Annotated in this window: 15 protein-coding genes and 2 riboswitches; of the genes, 5 read left to right on the top strand and 10 right to left on the bottom strand. The window is 43.2% G+C overall.

Features of this window, described 5'->3' with window-relative positions; translation table 11 throughout:
- Positions 1 to 268: 268 nt before the first annotated feature.
- Positions 269 to 359, top strand: a riboswitch (TPP riboswitch).
- Between the two features lie 73 nt (positions 360 to 432).
- A complete protein-coding gene (locus SC127_RS17055) occupies positions 433 to 1,722 on the top strand; it encodes a tyrosine-type recombinase/integrase (protein WP_332627200.1) in 1,290 nt (429 codons plus the stop codon).
- A gap of 277 nt (positions 1,723 to 1,999) precedes the next feature.
- Here SC127_RS17055 and SC127_RS17050 read toward each other — a convergent pair whose 3' ends face one another.
- The 6 genes from SC127_RS17050 to SC127_RS17025 all read right to left on the bottom strand — a co-directional run bounded on the left by SC127_RS17050 (position 2,000) and on the right by SC127_RS17025 (position 8,531).
- A complete protein-coding gene (locus SC127_RS17050) occupies positions 2,000 to 2,869 on the bottom strand; it encodes a plasmid partitioning protein RepB C-terminal domain-containing protein (protein WP_332627199.1) in 870 nt (289 codons plus the stop codon).
- 2 nt (positions 2,870 to 2,871) lie between these two features.
- The gene (locus tag SC127_RS17045; protein ID WP_332627198.1) at positions 2,872 to 3,762 is read right to left on the bottom strand and encodes a ParB/RepB/Spo0J family partition protein; all 891 of its coding nucleotides are present in this window, start codon (positions 3,760 to 3,762) and stop codon (positions 2,872 to 2,874) included.
- A complete protein-coding gene (locus SC127_RS17040; protein ID WP_332627197.1) occupies positions 3,752 to 5,308 on the bottom strand; it encodes a recombinase family protein in 1,557 nt (518 codons plus the stop codon). The genes SC127_RS17045 and SC127_RS17040 overlap by 11 nt, the downstream gene beginning before the upstream one ends.
- A gap of 1,452 nt (positions 5,309 to 6,760) precedes the next feature.
- Positions 6,761 to 6,955, bottom strand: coding sequence for a hypothetical protein (locus tag SC127_RS17035; protein ID WP_332627196.1), 195 nt, complete (start codon positions 6,953 to 6,955; stop codon positions 6,761 to 6,763).
- Between the two features lie 403 nt (positions 6,956 to 7,358).
- The gene (locus SC127_RS17030) at positions 7,359 to 7,907 is read right to left on the bottom strand and encodes a superinfection immunity protein (RefSeq protein WP_332627195.1); all 549 of its coding nucleotides are present in this window, start codon (positions 7,905 to 7,907) and stop codon (positions 7,359 to 7,361) included.
- A gap of 60 nt (positions 7,908 to 7,967) precedes the next feature.
- On the bottom strand, positions 7,968 to 8,531 hold the full coding sequence (locus SC127_RS17025) for a tyrosine-type recombinase/integrase (protein WP_332627194.1): 564 nt from the start codon (positions 8,529 to 8,531) through the stop codon (positions 7,968 to 7,970).
- Positions 8,532 to 10,609: 2,078 nt separating this feature from the next.
- On the opposite strand from SC127_RS17025, the gene SC127_RS17020 reads away from it, so the two are divergent.
- From SC127_RS17020 to fbaB, 4 genes are all read left to right on the top strand, one after another.
- Positions 10,610 to 12,103 (top strand): hypothetical protein, encoded by a 1,494-nt coding sequence (locus SC127_RS17020; protein WP_332627193.1) that lies wholly within the window; start codon positions 10,610 to 10,612, stop codon positions 12,101 to 12,103.
- A gap of 503 nt (positions 12,104 to 12,606) precedes the next feature.
- A riboswitch (TPP riboswitch) is annotated at positions 12,607 to 12,707 on the top strand.
- A gap of 31 nt (positions 12,708 to 12,738) precedes the next feature.
- On the top strand, positions 12,739 to 13,530 hold the full coding sequence (gene thiM / locus SC127_RS17015; protein ID WP_442955759.1) for a hydroxyethylthiazole kinase: 792 nt from the start codon (positions 12,739 to 12,741) through the stop codon (positions 13,528 to 13,530).
- Positions 13,527 to 14,327 (top strand): bifunctional hydroxymethylpyrimidine kinase/phosphomethylpyrimidine kinase, encoded by an 801-nt coding sequence (thiD, locus tag SC127_RS17010; protein ID WP_332627192.1) that lies wholly within the window; start codon positions 13,527 to 13,529, stop codon positions 14,325 to 14,327. Before thiM ends, thiD begins: the two co-directional genes overlap by 4 nt.
- A gap of 145 nt (positions 14,328 to 14,472) precedes the next feature.
- Positions 14,473 to 15,525, top strand: a complete 1,053-nt coding sequence (gene fbaB / locus SC127_RS17005; protein WP_215846217.1) for a class I fructose-bisphosphate aldolase — start codon at positions 14,473 to 14,475, stop codon at positions 15,523 to 15,525.
- A 219-nt stretch (positions 15,526 to 15,744) separates the two neighbouring features.
- On the opposite strand, the gene SC127_RS17000 is transcribed toward fbaB, so the two are convergent.
- The 4 genes from SC127_RS17000 to SC127_RS16985 form a co-directional block, all read right to left on the bottom strand.
- On the bottom strand, positions 15,745 to 16,431 hold the full coding sequence (locus SC127_RS17000) for a GntR family transcriptional regulator (protein WP_332627191.1): 687 nt from the start codon (positions 16,429 to 16,431) through the stop codon (positions 15,745 to 15,747).
- Between the two features lie 101 nt (positions 16,432 to 16,532).
- Positions 16,533 to 17,993, bottom strand: coding sequence for a mannitol dehydrogenase family protein (locus tag SC127_RS16995; RefSeq protein WP_332627190.1), 1,461 nt, complete (start codon positions 17,991 to 17,993; stop codon positions 16,533 to 16,535).
- Between the two features lie 67 nt (positions 17,994 to 18,060).
- On the bottom strand, positions 18,061 to 19,344 hold the full coding sequence (locus SC127_RS16990) for an MFS transporter (RefSeq protein WP_215846220.1): 1,284 nt from the start codon (positions 19,342 to 19,344) through the stop codon (positions 18,061 to 18,063).
- A gap of 80 nt (positions 19,345 to 19,424) precedes the next feature.
- Complete coding sequence (locus tag SC127_RS16985; protein WP_215846222.1) at positions 19,425 to 20,435, bottom strand: Zn-dependent oxidoreductase; 1,011 nt, start codon at positions 20,433 to 20,435, stop codon at positions 19,425 to 19,427.
- Positions 20,436 to 20,444: the final 9 nt, after the last annotated feature.

The raw sequence follows: 20,444 nt of genomic DNA, 5'->3' as shown, positions 1-20,444 counted from the left end.
GCAACTTGTAGCCTTAAGAACCTGCAAAACATTTATTGATGGTGAAGAGAAGCCTTACCGGAGTTTGGTACGGCGATTAACTCGCCAGTTAGAAAATAGAGTAAAACGCCTTAATGATTGATCCTCGCACTGCGGGGATTTTTTGTATAGGGCTTCTGCGCGTTATCAAAGCGGTCAAAGTGGGATACAAAGCGGTTTACAAGCTGGGATCAACTCACCTATGATTGCACTGAGTGATTGAGCAATTATTATCAAAATATGCTTATCTATCAATGACTAGGGGTGCCTTTTAGGCTGAGATATACCCTTTGAACCTGATCTGGATTAATGCCAGCGTAGGGAACAAATTTGTAACGCGTTTTCAATAAAAACAACGTGTTACCTAGCTCTCTTTATTCCATTTACTCAATGAGATTAAAAGAGGGCGTTTGTATGCGGTACAATCCATTACGATACACATTCCAGCGTAACCATATTTATTACATCCAATTTCGATTTGCTGATGGCAAGTCTTTCAAAAGAAGTTTGAACACAGACAGCTATCGCGAAGCCAGCACAATGATGGCATCACTAATCCCATTGGTTCCATTTGTGCAGGATAGAACTCTGGCTATAACGGATTTTACAAACCGAATTGATGCGATAAGAGCTTCATTGAACGGCAATTTGAAAGGTATTCTTTCATTCAATAGCGTAAAGCCTGAACAAGTTAAACCGGTCGATCTGAAAGTAGCTGCATCTGGCGTTACGTTAGCAAAAGCATGGCAGCTGTATAAACATGCAAAAGGGGGCAATTGGAGCCATAGCATCAGACTTGCAAATGAACGCTATATAGAAGTGCTGATGGCGGTACTTTCACCAAACAAAGATGTAAGCACAATCACTAAAGTCGATATCAAAAAGGTGATGGAAGTAGTTGAGAATCTACCTAAGCGCGTTGTGCAACCCTATCGCTCTATGACAATTAATGAGCTTATGGCTTGTGATGTTTCAGAGGAGAATCTTGTGGGTGAGGAAGCAATCTTTAAGCACCTCAAAATCTTCAAGTCACTTTTCAAAACATTTCTGACAGATGATATATCACTGATCGAAAAACCTCCTACAGACGGGATAACAGCTAATAAATCTAAAGCACGTTATGGAGCTTATACCGCTTCTGAAATGAAGAAGATTGTTAGTTGGGCACTGGAACAGCCAGAAGGCTGGCAAAGATGGGTTTGGCTTCTCTTAACGTACACGGGCTGTAGAAGATCGGAAATTGCAACGCTAACCAAAAAGCAAATTAAGTTTGATGAAGGATGCCAGCGCCGTTACCTTTTGATTGCAGAGAACGGGCAGGGTAAGAATGAGAACGCTACGCGGCGTATAGTAGTGCATCGTCATTTGCTTGAGTGGGGTTTTCTTGAGTATGTAGCCCAATGCGATGACTTACTTTTCCCAGATGTTGCCGGCAGTAATATGGCTAAGATTGGTAAAACTTTTTCAGATGCACGTGAGCAGATCGGCATTGATTACTTGGACGAGCATGGGCAGAGACGCTTAGTGCATTCCATAAGGCATACTGTAGCCAGTTCAGCTAATGCGGGATGGGTTACTAATATTTCACATTTACAGCAGATTTTAGGGCATCAGATGACAGGTATAGGCATTACTAAGCGTTACTTTCACACGTTTCCTATAGATACGGTATGTTATGTAATAGATAATCTAGATTGGTCTTAACGTAAAGAATGAGGGAAGTAAGGGGAATCAACCAATCCAATGTTTAGGGCTGCCAATACATTAATGCTTCACAGTAAGATTTATTGGCACGAAATTACAAGGTAGTCGAAAAAATCGACAAGTAGTTTAGTTAATGAAGACTGGCATTGAAATTAGTAAGCAGTGAAAAGATGAGGTTAAAGAAATTAATGATTTAATCTAATACGAAATGCTAAACTTTAGCGGATTAAAAACTGCAACTTTTTTGATCCTTTGTCGTTTTATCACATAAATCTTCTTAAATTTCTAATGAGTTTATTTTTGTAATCCTGTTTAATTCATTAAGGTAATCTACTTCGTTCTCAAGTAACCAGTGAATAACTTTAGGATTATCTAATAGACGAGTTATATAAGATTGTATTATAACAAATCTAAGCATGTTAGCACCATATTCCCCTTTTACTTTTTTAGTTTCTTCCCTAGTAATAGCCATCTCTTGTTCAAGTCTAAGTATAGTTTTTCTTATATCTTTTTTAAAAGAGCTATCTTTAGACTTGTTAACTAATAAGGCTGCAGGTGTGGATCTTAGAATATTTAAAGCAAAATTTTTACTAAAGTTGTCGAAGTTTATCATTGTTCCTACCGCTTCAATCTGTCTTATAGGCTTCATTTTACGTAAAATATCAAAAGTTGCTCTCGGAATATGCCTATCCGACAGTTTAGCAATGACACTTGGGTCAATACCATTTAAGACTTTTGTTTTATCTCTTATGGATTCTATAGAAATGCCTAATACAGCGCTTAATTTTTCAATTGAGACTTTCGATAAAGCCTTAATGATCATTCTGTGCTCTTCTATAACATTAATGTGATTTACTTGCTTATTTGGGGTGTAAGCGTCCTCAATAGTGGAAATTATACATGGAGCTTTATCTTCATGTAATTCTTTTAATGCTTCGACACGTAAATGGCCATCAAGTATTTTAGTGCATTTAGTAGTCTTGTCAAAATAGACTAAAATAGGCTCAATAATACCTATAATCTCAATGGATGTTTTGATTTGGTGGTATTTATGGCTTCGCTTAACATTTTCTATAAGAGTTTTTGAAGGATGTAACTTATCAATGTCTAAAAAGGTATAATTGTCGTTAAAACAAAGCTTAATCATATTCATTCCTCAGCTTCAATAGGGTTTAATATTAAAATCGGGACATCTGAAAGCTTCTCCTCTTGTAAAATATTTAGAAACCGTTCGTCCTTGATTATTTTAATAAATATTTCGTTTATTATTAACAAGTGATTTTTAACGAACTCAGAATGATTATAAATTGACTTGTGCTCAGCAATGCTTTTTTCATATAAGGAAACAAGCTCCTCGGAAGTCATTGTTTTTGATGCTCTATCATAGATAAACCCTCCTGTTTTCGCTCCTTTATGTCCTTCTGAGCGTTGATTAAGAATATGTTGTATTTTTATGATGTCTCGGCTTTTAATTATTTTTTTCTCATATGCTTCAGTCAGAAGGTTTTGGGTTTCTTCTGAATTACTCCGGGCAAATTCTACAGCAAGATATAAGGGTAAATTTCCTCGTTCAACCGCGGATAAAAGCTTATGTTCTCCTTTTTCAAGGAGCATGCTTATGCTGTTTACCCAGTGAGATGTATAGCCAGTAATTTCGCTAATTTCTATGTCTGATAGACCTTTAGATTTCATATCCTTAATAATTAGCAGTAATTCATTTGACCTTGGACGCCTTCTTGCAATGTTTTCGACAAGACTCATTATATAAGCATCTTCTTCACTCACTTTTTTGATAATCGCAGGAATATTTTCTTCTCCTAATCCTACTAGCGCTTCAATTCTTCCCTGCCCGCATATAAGAGCGTAATCATAATCATTATCTTTAATTATTCTTACTGTTATCGGTTTACTTAGCCCCCTTTTATTAATGCTCTCCTTTATCTCGTTATGAACAGTTTTATTACGAGATCTTGGGTTAGGTATTTTTACTTTGGATATTTCAATCATAACTATAGGGATTGTGTCGTCTTCAGGCAGCATATGTATTCCTTAAGTTTTGACGTTCGATAATCGTCAGAAATGTGTATAAATTGTCATATCTATAAAGCTCTAACGCAATGCTGTTTTTTTCAGATAAAACTAGATTAGTGAATAATATATCCAGTTTAGGAAGTATGTAATAATCAAGAGGGATAGTGTTCGTGCTATCCAATCTCATTACAATAGTGATGTCGGCATTTGATACTTTCTCAAATTTAACTTTCCATCTAAGCTTTCCGGATTGCCGCTTTTCACACTTGCATAATAATAATGATATTAGAATTTCATTATTTATATATAATAGAGGGGCTCTAATTTCTTTATCGACTATACAGTTTTTTGCTTTGATAAGCTCGATAAAGTCATTAATCAGATGTGGGTAAAGATTCCTAATGAATTCATTTTGCTGAATGTAATTATAATCTTGCTTTGGTTTGTAATTTATTAAAGTATAAGCTCTAAGTAACCCACCGAAGCGTGCTCTATAGACAGATGACGATGGGCCAAAATCGTCTTCATCAATTATAAAACCAGATAACTTACCTTTCTCCTTAAGTTTGTTTTTAAGATGTTCAAGTAATTCATTATCTGTGAGATGAGCTGACCTTAACTGTATGATAGATTGTGCGAGAAGGAATTTTTTCCGTGAAACAATAGGCTTGAATGCTTTCTCACATCTTATCCATTCCTCTTTAGGGTTTTTTTTTGATTTTGATTTTAGCTTTCCGGAAGTTTTATTATAAACATTGTTGCCAATATACTTTTCGTTAGTCAGTATTTGATGTACTTTGCTTCTTGTCCAAAGACTATAGTTCTCAGCAGGTATGTTCATATTATTAAGTTTTTCAGCGATAAGAAATTCAGGCATACATGCAATGTTAAAAAAATCATAGATTTCATTTACAATACGAATTTCTTTTTGAGGGCCGGGTATTAAAATAACCCTATCAGTTTGTATGCTTTTCCTTTGTTGAAAATATAGTATTTCTTTTGGCTGACCATTTTCATTAATTAAAAGTCTTCTCAGACCATAACCTGGCATACCTCCTTGATGATACCCTCTCATTATCAAATTAACTTGTCCTATAAATACCTTTTCAGACAAATTTTTACTATGGTAGGCTGCGCTAGCTCTTTTTATATTCAGTATCACTGAAGATTCTAAGGGGAAATCTTTTGTTGGAATTGGCTCTGCACAGAAGATTAATTCTACGCCATGCATATTGAAAAGGTAAGAGTAATAGGCTGCTTCATCCATTTCCTGAAACCGACCAAATCGGCTTACGTCATAAAACAGGATTGCTTTAATATCTATTTTGGTATTTATTACATCTGACAAAAGCTGTTTTAGCGCATGTCTACCTTCGATCGTTACACCACTTTTACCTGCATCATTATATGTATGAACAATCTCCATATTGTTTTTTTCGGCATAATTTTTAATGAACTCAGCTTGATTATGAATTGAGTACTGTTGATGATCTGTAGACATTCTAAGGTATTGAGCTACAGTAACCTTATGATTTTTTTCATGTTCAGCATCCATTTTTTTTCCCCGAGTCGATTTAAGGGAGCTAGCCTCAATTAAAGTTGATCATTTTTTAGTCAAGTTCAACTGCTTTTGTCTCAGGATGAGGTTTGAATCGCTTTTCCCGTTAGTATGTCCTGCTTTTACATACTATGCGGCTTATATCTATACTGAGAAGCGGAGCTACTACCTAGGGTATCGGAAACAACTTGAAGATAAGTAGCGCTTGTATAGTTAATACTGGCTAACAAAAGAATTGTAGATGATAATTTTCTATGCTTACATAGCAGTAGAGATGATTTGATGTATAGAGCAATGAACATCACCTATTAATTACCGAAAATGAATGTTTTAAAAAATACTTAGCTGTCTATAAAAATTACCACCAGCTCAATAGATGTTTTTTCTTTAGTGTTACTAAATCAAAATAGTAAACTAATTGCAAATACCACAGGAAAATTAAAAGGTGTAAAATTGATATAATATTAAATTTCCTGAGGAGAAGAAAATAATCTAATTTTTTAGAAATTATGAAAAAATTCTGCTGTTAAATTTATTCGGTCGCGTTTAAATCTTTGACTCGAAATTAATTATCAAATTTATGTAAGCCTAGCCTAGAAGCTTACGGTAGTATGTATTAGGAGTTACAAAACACTATATGTAATTTTTGAATTTACCAATGTAGCTCTTATGTAAATGAAATCTTAAATTATTTTTAAATTTTATATGCCCCTAAAATTCATAAAATAGGAACTTATTTAATATCTCTACATCTTATTGTATTTCAGAGTGATTTTACAGATAAGTCCCAGCTTCTCACAAAAAAATACTGTCTATGGTTTTGTTTTCTAATATAAATGTAAAATTAATATACGATGTGACTAATCTAATTTTTAAAGCCGAATTAGTTCTGCACGACAATCAATAAAATCAAAGTGTAATTTCTCTCAAGATTTTATATAACCGACATGATTATATAGGTAAAAATGTTTAATGTCACAATTGACATAATTATTTTACGGCTTTATTTAAAATTACTGTCAAGGAGTTAGTGCGGACGGAAAAGATTGATTTTCATAATACTAATGCGCTTTCATCAAATTCTGACCAGAATTAAATGATAACTATCAACCCTGGTCATTATGGGCTTTTGATTAAAATTAGGTTTAGCTACATCACAAAAGAATAATGTGGATTTTATCGAATAAGATTATATCTCCTACTATAACGAGGATGTTAGATGAGCACTAAATACAAAATCACTTTGAACATAGAGACGGTAATGAAACCCCGTTCTCAAGAAGTATTTTTAGAGAGTGATGTTAAGCCTTCGCATAGTGAAGTGCATGAAGCAGTGTTGCAGGATACAGTCCGGTTCAACAGCACAGGTGCTAGGGTAACGAGGGTGCTTGTTTTTCAGTGATTTCAGTTGTACCTGAGCCATAAAAGAAGGGGCATTCACCCCTTCGATTAACATAACTGACCAATCATATTAGTAACTGATGCTGTGATTAGTTTGATCAGCTCTTCTTCCGTAAGATCTTCTGGTTTCTGATTAGGGTGTAAAACAGTGATTGGATACTTAGCATGATGCTCAAGTTCAATGTAGCTACTCAAAAGCAAAGTCTCTTCATAAAGCTCAATTAAGCGTTGTTTGTTAGTCATTTTGTCAACCTATCATGTGTAGTTAAATACGTTATCGGCTGTATTATCTGAAATCGAGCTTAATCTTTTGAAATTGACTTTACTACTCTTTGACGTTTCTACTTTTCTTGAGCTTCGATAAATACTCTCGGATCGCCGCTTCTACATGTGTTTTCATACTGCCTTCCTGCTGTGCACACTCAGATTTGAAATCTTTGTATAGCTGGAGATCTATTATTGCTGAGATTTTGAATAATCCATGTGCCTTTAGTTCGGCAGCTGTAGCGGGCTGCTTATTCTCTATCTTCTGTGACATTTTTAATAAATCCTCTAAAGATGTTTAACAGCTAAGATAGCAAAAATAGCCAGCGTGAAGCCAGCTATTTGCATATATACATATTAAGATCTAAAGATCTTTTATGGGTTATAGATTCAGAAATGTTGCAAACCAGATACCAGCAATGGGAATCAAAGGAGGAAGCACAGCCATAGCAAACTTAGATTTACTTGAAAGCCACGGAACCATAAGCGCGGTTATTGCGGCAATCCCATAACCAACAACGATTTCAGTTGTAGTCATTATGCGTAGAACACTTGTGTAATCGCCTAAAGAGTTTCGTGAAAAGTAGGGCGTAAACATTGAAAAAACGAACAGCAAACCAAACAGGATTTTTACTAGCCTGGCGTTTATCTTCATCTCTTCTTCCTCTGACATAATGCCATCCTGTGCAGGCTTTGGAGGCGTCACAGGCTCTTGTAATTTAAATACTTGCCCGTCTTGCATAACAGTGGCTTGAGGCTGCCTAGGGCTATTCAGCGCGATGCATAATGCAATAACCCAACCAATCAACGTCCAGCCAAAGAACATAGAAATAATGATCACAATCCAGGGGTTATTCTGCCGTTTAAATGAAACGATGATCGGGATAATACTCATAACGTACATGAACAGCATAAAGCCGATAACAAGCATACTTTTATAACCTCTTTAAAGTTAAAGATCTTTTATGCCTTAGGAAAAGCCTATTCAGACTCATCCCCAAACACTGTTAAGAGCAGAGTCAATGCGCTTCTGATCCAAGCGTAAATACTTCATAGTGGTTTGAATGTTGGAATGATTCAGCACTTTCATTGCCATTCCTAAATCCTTGCCGGTAGCGTTGTAGCACTCTGACGCGCCGAATTTGCGCAGGCTGTGTGATCCCACAGTGCCAGTGATATCGCACGCTAACGCCGCTGCTTTGATATTGCGGGTTACTTCTTCACGGCTGACGCCTTTCATACCACTTGCACGGTTTGAATGAGCAGTGAACAGGAAACTATCATTCGGGTACATTGCCCGGCGCTTCTCGACAATCTGCAACACGATTTCAGGAATGTGCTCAACTTCTTTCACCTTGCCAGTTTTCTGTTCTGTCACCTTGAGCACTTCACCGCGCTTTATATCCTGCATACGTAAGCCAACAGTGTCGCCAACACGAAGTACCAGAGCCGCCATCACTGTGCACACATCGCCGTATAACTCTTTACCGTTCTCATACATCCAGCTCACTACCTGCAATGCTTCTTCCTTTTCTAATACTTTGGTTGTTGCCATCTTTCTAACTCCTTTAATTTTTCAACTGTGAGTAGACTACTTGCCGATTCTTTAACTTTAAAGATCTTTTTAATTAAAGATCTTTTATGGTTTTTGTTTTGTCGGGTGAGGGATTTCCTGCCAGATCTGAAAATGTGCTGAACACTAAAAACAACCTCCGCCAATTTTAGCAAAAATAGAAATTCAAATATCAGAAGGTATCATTTCACGATGAAACTAACGATGATTTGATGCATTTTTCACCAAGTTTGCATGGGGTTGATTAGTGAATTCGATTGATCACGATTGTACAATAACAAGATTCCAATCAACTAATTGATTTAATTGAGTTATTTGTTTCTATCTCACATTTACCTATACAATTGTGAGGTAGAGAATTGCACGTAGCAGTTACTTTTAGTGATTAATAGAATTGTAATGTTGTCATGTGATTTTATCAGTAAATTAAAACGCTGTTTTGAAATGCGCGCTTTAATACTCATTCAGCAAATAACGCTTTGCTTATTGCACACTATAGATTATTGAATTGTTAGTAATAGGCTTTAAGCCTTGCTGTGCTTAGGTTTGTTAATTATTGAATGAATTGTTGTGAGAGACACTTTGCACAGGATGGTGCTGGAAGAGGGTAATCATTAGGCTGAATTAGGGTTGAGTTTCATATGAATTACTGAGGATTAATGTAGCTTTGCATGTAACCTTTTTACCCATTGCTTGAAGGGAAGGGTATTGTAACCTTTTTACTCACTATAAGAATACTTAATAACAGTAATTAATTAAATATATGTTTTAAGAAAAGATCTTAACACTAAAGATAACAACCCTTCTGGATTGGAAATAGGTATTCATCATATATGACGACTTCCGCCGCATAACATAGTTCTACAATTTGACTCGTGCAAATAGCCTACGGCTACAGCGAAGCTGTTGCAGGCTGGCGTCTGGTAAGTAATCCTGTTCGCAATGATGCTCCAGTATTATAACCAGCCCTAACACTCAATCAACCAAAACCCAAAAGACTGTTTTGATTGTCTTCGTGCAAGGTCTGGCGAACGCCTGGTAAGCCTTCAACACATAATTACTTAATCAAGGATAAAGTGATGCAGGAGTATCTCAAGGAAGGACTGTTGTAGGATTGGTTAATAGGTATAGGGTAAGTAGAGCTGCTATTTATAGATGGGTACGTTAACGGTTTGAAGAGTTTGATTTCCGGCTGTTGCCTTGTGCAAAAATGTTATGCAAGTAAGCTACTTGCGAAGCAATAATCGGCATATTTTATAATCAATAATCAATAATCAATAATCAATAATCAATAATCAATAATCAATAATCAATAATCAATCAAACAAGAAACCCAAAAGAAAGAAAACTCTCTTCTGACTTTATTGATAGGTGCAATGGCGAATGCCGATACCATTCTTGCTACGCAATGATCCTATGCACACTAATCTATGCAATTACCGTTCACTATCGTTCACTCACTCATATCAGCTCATACTCACTATAAAAAGTTTAAAAAATTATCTAAAGTACTCTTAATAAATAATTAAACTTTTACTGATGATTATGTGCAGAGTGCGTGAGCACTCATATCGTATTCGCTGATGAAAAGCCGGAAATTAAACTCAGATCACACTCCAACCAACAAAAAGCACCAAATGTTATTTACTTTTAATTTAATTTGTGGTTGTCATTGACAAACGTTAGGATATAGTGTAGTATAAGCCTGTAGGGTAATTTTTTACTCGCATATCTAGATCAAAAATTCAAAACAGATGAAATATTTCTCTGTAGAAGATGTCCTTGAAGCTCTCTGAACAGTTAAAGCAAAACGCCATCAGATTTATTCAAACAAGGTTGCAGCCCGCAACCGTGGGTATTCTGATCATGAGAAACTGTTTGCTGAAGCTTTAAGGCAATTCGACGAATATCGTAAAAACCAAAAGGTAAAACCCAAATGAATATTAATTTTGACAGCGATTCTTTTCAGAAGCTTCTTTCAAAAGCGAAAATTGAAAGTAAGAGTATCCCTGCTGTAGTTAATGAAATTATCAAATCAGACCTTATAAATGAGGAAATCAATGAAGAACAAATTAAAATTAGAAATTGTAGTTAATCAAGATGCGCCTGAAGTTCCTGTAGTAAAGTACATTGATGCAATATGCGGATCCGGAAAGAGTTTTAACCTCAAGCAAAATATCGTTTCAGGTGATAAAGTATTCAAGCGTTTTCTACTTGTAATGCCAACTACTGATCTCTGTGAACAATTCAGAAATGACTTAAAGCAACTGGGCGTAGAATCTGTAGCAATCAGAAGCGAAAAGGAAAGTGCAACACTCCAGATAAAAAAAGCATTATCCCCCGATTACTTCGCGCGACACATTATTTGCACACATGAAGCTTTCAAACACTACTGTTATCAGGCATTCCATAACAAGGAAATGCAGCAGCTATTAAGCGGCTTTGATATCTATATTGATGAGATACCGACTGCAACGTTTGGCGCTTATGTTCGGGTGAAGGTATCTGACGCTATAGAGGAAAACTTTCCTTTCCTGGCATGGATAGAAGAAAGAAACGGCTTGTACTTTCTGAAAAAAGAACATTACGACAATCTTCTGTGTTACTGGAAAGAAAACAACGCCAACGGTAAAGATTTAAAACATCTCCTATGGGTGCTTTTGGCAGGTAAAGGCATGTTGATGGATGTAGATAAATACTTTTTTGCATTTACAGCCAACCCGATAAGCTTCGCCTCTTTGTGGGCATCAGAGTACGTTGTGATGGGTGCAGGAATCAGCCGTAGTGAGTTCTTATGGTTTGCTCAAAACGTGCTGAATGCCGATGTAATGCGTGCATCTGAAAGTCTCTACCCTGCTTCCGAACGCATGAGCTACCCAAACAGAAATGTGATTCTGTATTCATTGATGGAAAGTAATGCGAGCTTAGAGAAGCTGGGGTACTGCTTTACTAATCACTTGCCTGAATTAAGCAGGATTGTCGGTAAAGATTTTATCTATGCAACCAACAACGACAAAAATAATTCACAATTCCAATGTAATTTCTTTGGAATTGGAGAAAAAGAATTAGGTGAAAAAGGCGGCGTCCGCGTTTCAATGTGCAGCTACGGCATGAACAGCTATCAGGATTGTCATAAAGCTGTTTTCCTGGGATGCAGTAATGATAACCGAGATATAACAGGGAAGTGGGTGAAGTATTGCGAGCTTAACGGCTGGGATTGGGAAACAGTGAGCAAGCTACGTAAAGCGGCACGCAACTACGAACAGTGCTACCAGTTTGTATCGCGTTGTTCTATCCGTAACTTCGATAAACGCCAACAACAATTGTATATCGTACCGGATCTGGCTACAGCAGAGTATTTGAAAGAGCACTATTTCAAAAGTGCAAGCATTGAATGCCTGGGTTATGACAAACCTAAAGAAGAACGTAAGAAAGTAAAAGGCAACGAAACAAAGGCTCTTGTGCAGAAATACAAAGCACAAGGATATAAACAAAATCAGGTAGTAGAGAAAACAGGATTAACTAAAGGCAGGGTATCTCAAATATGGAAATAAGGAATAACATTGAAACTAATTAACACACTTTCAAAATCAAGTTGATTTGTATCTTTTGGAGCGTTCAAGATCTTAAGATACTTAAAAGCAGAGGTAGAGCGTCATAAGGCAGCAGACAATCCTGATGGTACATTTTGGATTACTTAAAAGAGCTAGGAGAAGCCTTTGGCATGTCGTCAACATGGGGCATCGGTATACATTTCCGCTCAAATGTTTGGATTTGTTAGCACAATGTAGACAGTTCGAGCATAAGCACGATCCTATGATAGCCATTACCTCATCTTTTCAATTCTGCAACAACAACGATCAATAACTCATCATTTAGCGGATTTTGTATATCCCTTTGGATAATCCCTGCTTGAGGTTATGGGTGAGGTCATTCAAGGTAGAAAGGATGTTCTACAAAGGTATTTTCCTAACCGGCGAACAAGAAGGTAAATACGGTCAGGCAGGCTTGCTTAGCAAGCGTCACTTCCCGTATGCTGGTGAAAAGTAAAGAGAGTAACAATGACTCGGGGTGCCGCTTTCTACCAGGAAAGGGCTGAGAAAAACCCGTTGACCTGAACTGGATAATGCCAGCGTAGGGAAGTCTGATGCCTGACCGCATTTGCCTTCTTGTTCGCCGGTTGGGAGTTATGATGACACATCAACCTGAACACCTTTCTGACGCGCACGTCGCGCGTATCCTGCATCAATTTCGCCAACACGCGCCGCTGGTTCATTGCATGACCAATGATGTCGTGCAAACTTTCACGGCCAATGTACTGCTGGCGCTCAACGCGTCGCCTGCCATGGTTATCGATCCTGAAGAAGCTGCGCAATTCAGCGGTTTTGCCGACGCGTTGCTGATTAATGTGGGCACCTTAACGCAGGATCGTCAACTCGCTATGCAAGCCGCCGTTACCGCCGCCAATCAAGCTGGCACGCCATGGACACTTGATCCGGTTGCGGTGGGCGCGCTCACGTTACGCAGCGCATTCTGCCAGCAATTGCTGAGTCAAAAACCCGCCGCTATTCGCGGTAATGCCTCTGAAATTTTAGCGCTAGCGCAGCAAGCTGCGGGCGGGCGAGGCGTTGATAGTTTGCATCAGGCCGATGCCGCAGTGGCAGCCGCTCAGCAGCTTGCTCGCGATTATCACACCCTTGTGATCGTCACCGGCGAAGTCGATTACGCCACTGATGGCTCACGCACCTTAACCATTTCCGGCGGTAGCCCACTGATGACACGCGTAGTCGGCACGGGCTGCGCATTATCGGCGGTGGTTGCCGCTTTCAGCAGCCTGCCGGGCGATCGCTTGCTCAACGTTGCCTGCGCATGTCGGGTGATGGCGCTGGCGGGGAAAAAAGCGGCGGCGCAAGCGCAAGGGCCGGGCACCTTTGTCGCCGCGTTCCTTGATGCGTTATGGATGCTGGAGGTGGCAGCATGAAGCGCATTAACGCCTTAACCATCGCCGGCACCGATCCCAGTGGCGGAGCCGGGATCCAAGCCGATCTCAAAGCTTTTTCTGCGTTAGGCGCTTATGGCACCAGCGTTATTACTGCGCTAGTGGCGCAAAATACCTGCGGCGTGCAATCCGTTTACCGCGTGGATCCTGACTTTGTCACGGCGCAGTTGGATTCAGTGCTGGATGATGTGCGCATCGATAGCGCGAAAATCGGCATGTTAGCGGAAACCGCGATTGTGGAGCGCGTGGCTCAGCGCCTGAAACGAGCCAGTTTACCCTTTGTCGTGCTGGATACGGTGATGGTGGCTAAGAGCGGCGATGCACTGCTTTCACCGGATGCGATTGCCAGCGTGCGTGAACTGTTATTGCCACAGGTTTCACTGATTACCCCGAATTTGCCAGAAGCCGCCGCACTGTTGAATTGTGCAATTGCGCACAACGAAGATGAAATGCTGACGCAGGGTGAAGCGCTGCTGGCGTTGGGTTGTCAGGCGGTGCTGATGAAAGGGGGACACCTGAGCGATGTGGAAAGCCCGGACTGGCTGATTACGCGCTCAGCTCAGCAACGTTTTACCGCACCTCGTGTGAATACGCGTCACACACATGGCACCGGTTGTACGCTTTCGGCGGCGCTAGCGGCGCTGCGTCCACGCCATCAAAACTGGCAGGAGACGTTAACGGAAGCCAAAGCCTGGTTGCAGCAAGCCTTGTTACACGCTGATTCACTGGAAGTGGGCAAAGGCATTGGGCCGGTGCATCACTTCCATCAATGGTGGTAAGGAGAGAGACTAAAACGGGGCTTTTTCCTGGGGATCCGTCTGAAAAATGGAGTCAGCAATTTGCGTCATAGCGTGAATAAGGTCCAGGCTGTGGGGGTCGAATCGGCGGGTGCCGGTTCACCCTCGACAGCTAACAGGAGTTGACATGACGGACATCGTACAGTTATTGGGCAAAGAAGCGGATTCCCTTCTTCAACATCGCTGCATGACCCTTCCAGCGGAAAGCCTGTATTTACCAGGCGCGGATTTCGTTGATCGGGTAATGATCGACAACAACCGTTCTCCTGCGGTACTGCGCAATATGCAAACGCTGTATAACACCGGTCGCCTGGCGGGAACCGGTTATCTCTCTATTCTGCCGGTCGATCAGGGTGTAGAGCATTCAGCTGGCGCCTCGTTTGCCGCTAATCCGCACTATTTTGATCCCAAAAACATTGTTGAACTGGCGATCGAAGCGGGCTGTAATTGCGTAGCATCAACCTACGGTGTATTGGCTTCCGTATCACGTCGTTATGCGCACCGCATTCCATTTTTAATGAAGCTTAACCACAACGAAACGCTGAGTTATCCGGCGCAATACGATCAAACGCTGTATGCCAGCGTCGATCAGGCGTTCAACATGGGCGCAGTAGCGGTTGGCGCGACTATTTACTTCGGTTCAGAGCAATCACGCCGCCAAATTGAAGAAATTTCTGCGGCTTTTGAGCGCGCACATGAATTGGGTCTGGTCACAGTATTGTGGGCTTACCTGCGCAATAACGATTTCAAAAAGGATGGCGTGGATTATCACTCCAGTGCGGATTTAACGGGTCAGGCGAACCATTTGGCGGCGACGATTGGTGCCGATATCGTTAAGCAGAAAATGGCGGAAAACAACGGCGGCTATAACGCGGTGAAATTTGGTCATACCGATGAGCGCGTTTATACCAAGCTGACTACTGAAAATCCCATCGATTTGGTGCGTTATCAGTTAGCAAACTGCTATATGGGCCGCGCCGGGTTGATCAATTCGGGTGGCGCGTCAGCGGGTGAAACAGATATTGCCGAATCAGTGCGTACCGCCGTTATTAACAAACGTGCCGGTGGCATGGGATTGATTCTGGGACGTAAGGCGTTCAAGAAATCATTGAAGGATGGCGTCGCGCTGATAAATGCAGTGCAGGATGTTTATCTGTCAAAAGAGGTGACGATTGCGTAAGGGGTGAGTCCTCTGCGCGCTGCCCCCCATCCCGCCTTCCCCCGCGAAGCGGGGGAAGGCGACGCTACCACATGCCGCTTCCTCACTAATATAAAGCAGCATCTTCCTCCCCCATTTATGGGGGAGGATTGAGGTGGGGGACAAACGACCTCGCACTTCAGAGGATTGAGGTGGGGGACAAACGACCTCGCACTTCAAAAGAATAAGGGGACAAACGACTCAAGGCCCTTCAAACCATTCACTGTTGCGTTCGGCAATGGGCGTTATTGAGAAAATCATCTCTTGTAGATGGCGGCGCATCGCTGCTTCTGCGGCATCAGCATCATGAGCTTGTAGCGCTGCGAAAATTTCCTGATGCTGCTCAATCAAACTTTCCGGGGGAGAAACTTCACTCAAGGTTAAAAAGCGCACCCGATCCATCGCCGCCTTGATATTTTCCACCGTTTCCCACGCCAGCGTGCAGTTGATGCTTTCAGCAATTAAACGGTGAAACTCATCATCCAGGCTAAGAAATGCCTGGCTGTCATGCCGCTCAGCAGCCATTTTTTGCAATTGCAAATTGTGTTCCAGCGCCATCAAAGCCGGCGACGTGATCTCCACTGCGGCACGGCGAACCACCGCAATCTCCACTGCTTCGCGGATGAAACGCCCATCGGCTACGCGTTTAGCGGAAATCTTACGCACGAAGGTGCCACGTTGTGGCAGCACCTGTACCAATCCGGCTTCTGCCAGCTTAATAAAAGCTTCACGTACCGGCTGACGTGAAACATTGAAGCGAGCAGAAACTTCTTTCTCAGAGAGCAACGAACCGGGTTGAATCACACAGGTGACGATATCTTTGCGCAGATAACGGTAAATCTGCTGGTTCACTGGCTCGCTGGTGGTAATGGTATAGGCGATCGTCATGCGGCAATGTCCATATTACGGCTGACATAAGCCAGCCCGTAGAGAAAGAATCAGTCTAATCAGCACGCTGCATCTGCGCCAGTGCTTTTGCTACCGCACAATCATGCCGCGTTCATTATTTGATGTACGGTAGCGCGGGCGCCTTGCTGCACCAGTTGCTGATAAAAATGCGTTAATCGGGCAACAAAGTCACCATTTTGTGCCAGATCTTCGCCAAAAACCGCGTTCATCCCCAACAAAGCCCGCACGCGAGCTTCACCGTCTTCGCTGTTTTTCACACACTCGGCCAGCGCATTTTTCAGAGGATCTCGTATCTCAATCGGCTGGCCTTGTTCATCTACACCGCCGACATAACGCATCCAGGCGGCAATGCCAAGCAGCAGCAGGTCGCAGCGGCTACCGTTACGCAGGTGCCAGCGCAGACTATCCAACATCCGTTGTGGCAACTTTTGGGTGCCATCGGTAGCGATCTGATAAGTACGATGTTTAATCGCGCGGTTTTCATAGCGGGCGATTAACGAGTCGGCGTAGGCTTGCAAATCTACCCCTTGAGTGCGCAAGGTTGGCGCTTGCTCATCCACCATTAATGCGCGAGCAGCGGCCCGGAAGTGGCTGTCATTCATGCAATCGCTGATGTGTTCGTAGCCCGCCAAAAAACCCAAATAGGCGAGGAATGAATGGCTACCATTCAGCATCCGCAGCTTCATCTCTTCAAAAGGCAGTACATCGTTTACCAGTTCGGCACCGGCTTTTTCCCACGCTGGGCGGCCGCTGACAAAGTTATCTTCAACCACCCACTGAAAAAACGGCTCTGCTTCTACGGCCACCGGATCCTCCGAACCCAGACGCGCGGTGAGCTGCTGGAAAGCGCTTTCAGTCATGGCAGGTACAATGCGATCAACCATCGTGGAAGGGAAAGTGATGTGGTGCTGAATGTACTCGGCTAAATCGTCATCCTGACGCTGCGCCAGTTGCACAATCACATTGCGCGAGACATGGCCATTTTCCGGCATATTGTCACAAGACATCACGCTAAACGGCGCTAACCCGGCGTCGCGACGGCGGCGAATTGCCGCCAGTATCAGGCCAGGCAAAGAGCGTGGCGCGTCTGGCTGGGCAAGGTCATGCATGATATCAGGGTGATCTGGATTGAGATCACCGCTGGCAGGTAAATGGCAATAACCCTTTTCCGTTACGGTCATCGAAACAATGGCGACGTCTGGCTGGCTCATGGCGTCAATCACCGCCTCGATTCCGTCGCCTTTGCCGTGCAGCGCAGCAGTGATCACGCCAATTACGCGGGTATTCAGCGAGTCGTCGGCCATCTCTGTAACGGTGTAGAGCAAATCCTGTTCACGCAGCGCCTGAATAAGTGCGCCGCTGTTGAGATTCACTTCGCAATAGCCCCAATCTGAACCTTGCTCAGCCAGCTTGTCGCTGCATAGCGCCTGATGGGCGCGGTGGAAGGCGCCAAAGCCAATATGCACCATACGCGTTTTAAGTTTGCTACGGTCGTAGCGCGGGCGCTGAACGTCAGCGGGAAGGCGATCGATATCTAACATAGTCTGTCCTTATGGCAAACGGGGCGCCATGCGCCCCGTAATCAGTAATGCATTAACCGCGTCCTGCTTAAACCGAAACCGGTTTGTCGATGGTTTTCGGACTGCGAATCACAAACAGCACCAGGAATGCACCCACGGCGGCGACACATCCCGCCAGGATAAAGGCGCTGTCGAACTTGCCGGTGTGCTGCACAATGAAGCCGGTCACGATGGGACCGATGATGCCCGACAAACTGCCCACCAGATGAATAAATCCACTGATGCTGCCGACGCGGCTTTTGTGCACGACATCCTGAATAATCGCCCAGTAAATCGCGCCGGTGATGTAGAGGAAGAAGATCGATATCGACATCATCATCACGGCAGGCACCACATCTTTTATCGTACCCGCCAGTGCGACACAAATGGCGGCAGCAAACAGTGAGACCACTAACACAATTTTACGTGACAACAGCAACTTGCCAGTGATGTTGAAGATTTTATCGGAGATCAAGCCGCCGAGTGCCAGGCCGACAAAGCCAACAATCCACGGGATCATCGTCGTGATGCTCATGGCCTTGATATCCAGGCCATGCGCCTGCACCAGATAGGCCGGGAACCAGCTCAGGAAGAAGAACAGAATGTAGTTGTAACAGAAGAAGGCAAATGCGGTGACCAGGATAATGGGCTGACGCAGATAATAGCCAAAGGGATGAGCAGTTTGCGAAAGATCAGCTTCATCATTCGGGTTTTCAGCCTTCATGTGATCAATCAGCGCACGCTCTTTTTCAGTCACCAGCTTGCTTTTTGCCGGGTTATCCGCCGCAAAGAACAGCCAGATGGTCATCCAAACCAACCCGATGCAGCAGACGATAACAAACGCTGGACGCCAACCGTAAGCAAGTGCCAGATAACCGATGATTGGACCGGCAACCGCGCCGCCCAGCGGTGAACCGGCGCTCAGCAAACCCATGGCGGTTGCTGCCTGTTTTTTCGGGAACCAGCCGTTAATGGCTTTGTTCGCCGAGGCGCAAATTGGGCCTTCCGCCATGCCGAACAGCACGCGCAGAATCAACAGTGACCAGAAACCGGTGGCCAATGCGGTCATGCCGCAAAAAATTGACCAAGCGCCAACAGCCACGGCGAGCACGATTTTTGGCCCAAATTTGTCGGTCGCCAGGCCACCAACAAAGTTAAACAACGCATAGCCGAAGAAGAAGCTACCGAAAATCATGCCGAACTGCTCAGCATTAATCGCCAGATCTTTTTCCACCATTGGAACAGTCAACGACAGCGCTACGCGATCGAGGTAGTTGATCATGTAGACAAGGAACAGCAGCAATACGAGGGTCCAGCGCAGATTCTTGAACATAGAAACTCCGTGATCTGTTTTCTACTTGTAATAGGCCGGCGGGTACGTACCGGCAGAGGACACCTGGTGTTCAGGCTAGGTTAACGCATTTGAAGAATCACCTTGCAGCAGGTACGTGGATCTTTTTCGAACAGCGTCATCGCACGTTCGATGTCGTGCAAAGGGAAATAGTGTGTGACCAGCTTCTCCGGCTGGATTAACCCTTTTTCCATCCATTCAATAACCTGCGGAAAGCGATGGCTGTTCAAACGCGAGGTAAACAGCGACAGCTCTTTGCTGGTTAAACTTTGCTGAGTAATGCTGCACGGCTCGCCGGAAAAACCGAGTAAACCGATGCGCGCAGCCGGTGAGGCGAGGGCGGCCGCTTCAGCCAAAATCGTAGGGTGGCAGGCAGCATCAATAATCAATGTTGGCTGTAACCCTTCTAACTGCGCTGCCAGCGGCACGTCAGCGTTGTTAAAGACGCGATCCGCACCGTTCTGCAACGCTAATTCCAGCCGCTCAGGCAGACGATCCACCACCAATACCTGATCCACGTTATAGACGCCTTTCAGCACCTGAATGGCGGTTAAACCCATCGGGCCTGCGCCGTAAATTAACGCAACATCTTGCTGCTGCGGCTTGAGAAACGCAGTGATGTTTGCCGCAATGGTGAAAGGCTCAACCAAACTGGCCAGTTTGTCGGGAATTGAGGCGGGCAGACGATACGCATTTTTCGCCGGAGCCACCGCATATTCACTGAAGCCGCCGTCGCGATGCACGCCAATGACCTGTAATTCCTTGCACACATTTGGCCGGCCTACTGAACACGGATAGCAAGCGCCACAGCTCACCACTGGGTCGACCGCCACACGTTCACCGAGGCGCACAGCATCAACGCCTTCGCCTAAAGCATCAATCACGCCAAAAAACTCATGGCCAATGACGCGGGGATATTTGGCAAACGGATTATGACCATGCCAGATATGCACGTCAGATCCACAAATACTGGCAAACTGCACCTTAACCCGCACTTCACCCGCAGCGGGTTGCGGCATTGGACGTTCGGCCAGCACCAGCTCGCCAGGTTGCTCAATAACGACACTTTTCATTGTGATCTC

Source organism: Pantoea sp. T14, from assembly GCF_036663535.1.
GTDB lineage: Bacteria > Pseudomonadota > Gammaproteobacteria > Enterobacterales > Enterobacteriaceae > Pantoea > Pantoea phytostimulans.
This window is presented reverse-complemented; position numbering and strand designations above follow the sequence as displayed.

What these genes read in the sequence shown, in the direction of transcription:
- SC127_RS17055 (WP_332627200.1), top strand. Translation starts at nt 433, where the DNA reads ATGCGGTACAATCCATTACGATACACATTCCAGCGTAACCATATTTAT.
- SC127_RS17050 (WP_332627199.1), bottom strand. Translation starts at nt 2,869, where the DNA reads ATGATTAAGCTTTGTTTTAACGACAATTATACCTTTTTAGACATTGAT.
- SC127_RS17045 (WP_332627198.1), bottom strand. Translation starts at nt 3,762, where the DNA reads ATGCTGCCTGAAGACGACACAATCCCTATAGTTATGATTGAAATATCC.
- SC127_RS17040 (WP_332627197.1), bottom strand. Translation starts at nt 5,308, where the DNA reads ATGGATGCTGAACATGAAAAAAATCATAAGGTTACTGTAGCTCAATAC.
- SC127_RS17035 (WP_332627196.1), bottom strand. Translation starts at nt 6,955, where the DNA reads ATGACTAACAAACAACGCTTAATTGAGCTTTATGAAGAGACTTTGCTT.
- SC127_RS17030 (WP_332627195.1), bottom strand. Translation starts at nt 7,907, where the DNA reads ATGCTTGTTATCGGCTTTATGCTGTTCATGTACGTTATGAGTATTATC.
- SC127_RS17025 (WP_332627194.1), bottom strand. Translation starts at nt 8,531, where the DNA reads ATGGCAACAACCAAAGTATTAGAAAAGGAAGAAGCATTGCAGGTAGTG.
- SC127_RS17020 (WP_332627193.1), top strand. Translation starts at nt 10,610, where the DNA reads ATGAAGAACAAATTAAAATTAGAAATTGTAGTTAATCAAGATGCGCCT.
- thiM (WP_442955759.1), top strand. Translation starts at nt 12,739, where the DNA reads ATGATGACACATCAACCTGAACACCTTTCTGACGCGCACGTCGCGCGT.
- thiD (WP_332627192.1), top strand. Translation starts at nt 13,527, where the DNA reads ATGAAGCGCATTAACGCCTTAACCATCGCCGGCACCGATCCCAGTGGC.
- fbaB (WP_215846217.1), top strand. Translation starts at nt 14,473, where the DNA reads ATGACGGACATCGTACAGTTATTGGGCAAAGAAGCGGATTCCCTTCTT.
- SC127_RS17000 (WP_332627191.1), bottom strand. Translation starts at nt 16,431, where the DNA reads ATGACGATCGCCTATACCATTACCACCAGCGAGCCAGTGAACCAGCAG.
- SC127_RS16995 (WP_332627190.1), bottom strand. Translation starts at nt 17,993, where the DNA reads ATGTTAGATATCGATCGCCTTCCCGCTGACGTTCAGCGCCCGCGCTAC.
- SC127_RS16990 (WP_215846220.1), bottom strand. Translation starts at nt 19,344, where the DNA reads ATGTTCAAGAATCTGCGCTGGACCCTCGTATTGCTGCTGTTCCTTGTC.
- SC127_RS16985 (WP_215846222.1), bottom strand. Translation starts at nt 20,435, where the DNA reads ATGAAAAGTGTCGTTATTGAGCAACCTGGCGAGCTGGTGCTGGCCGAA.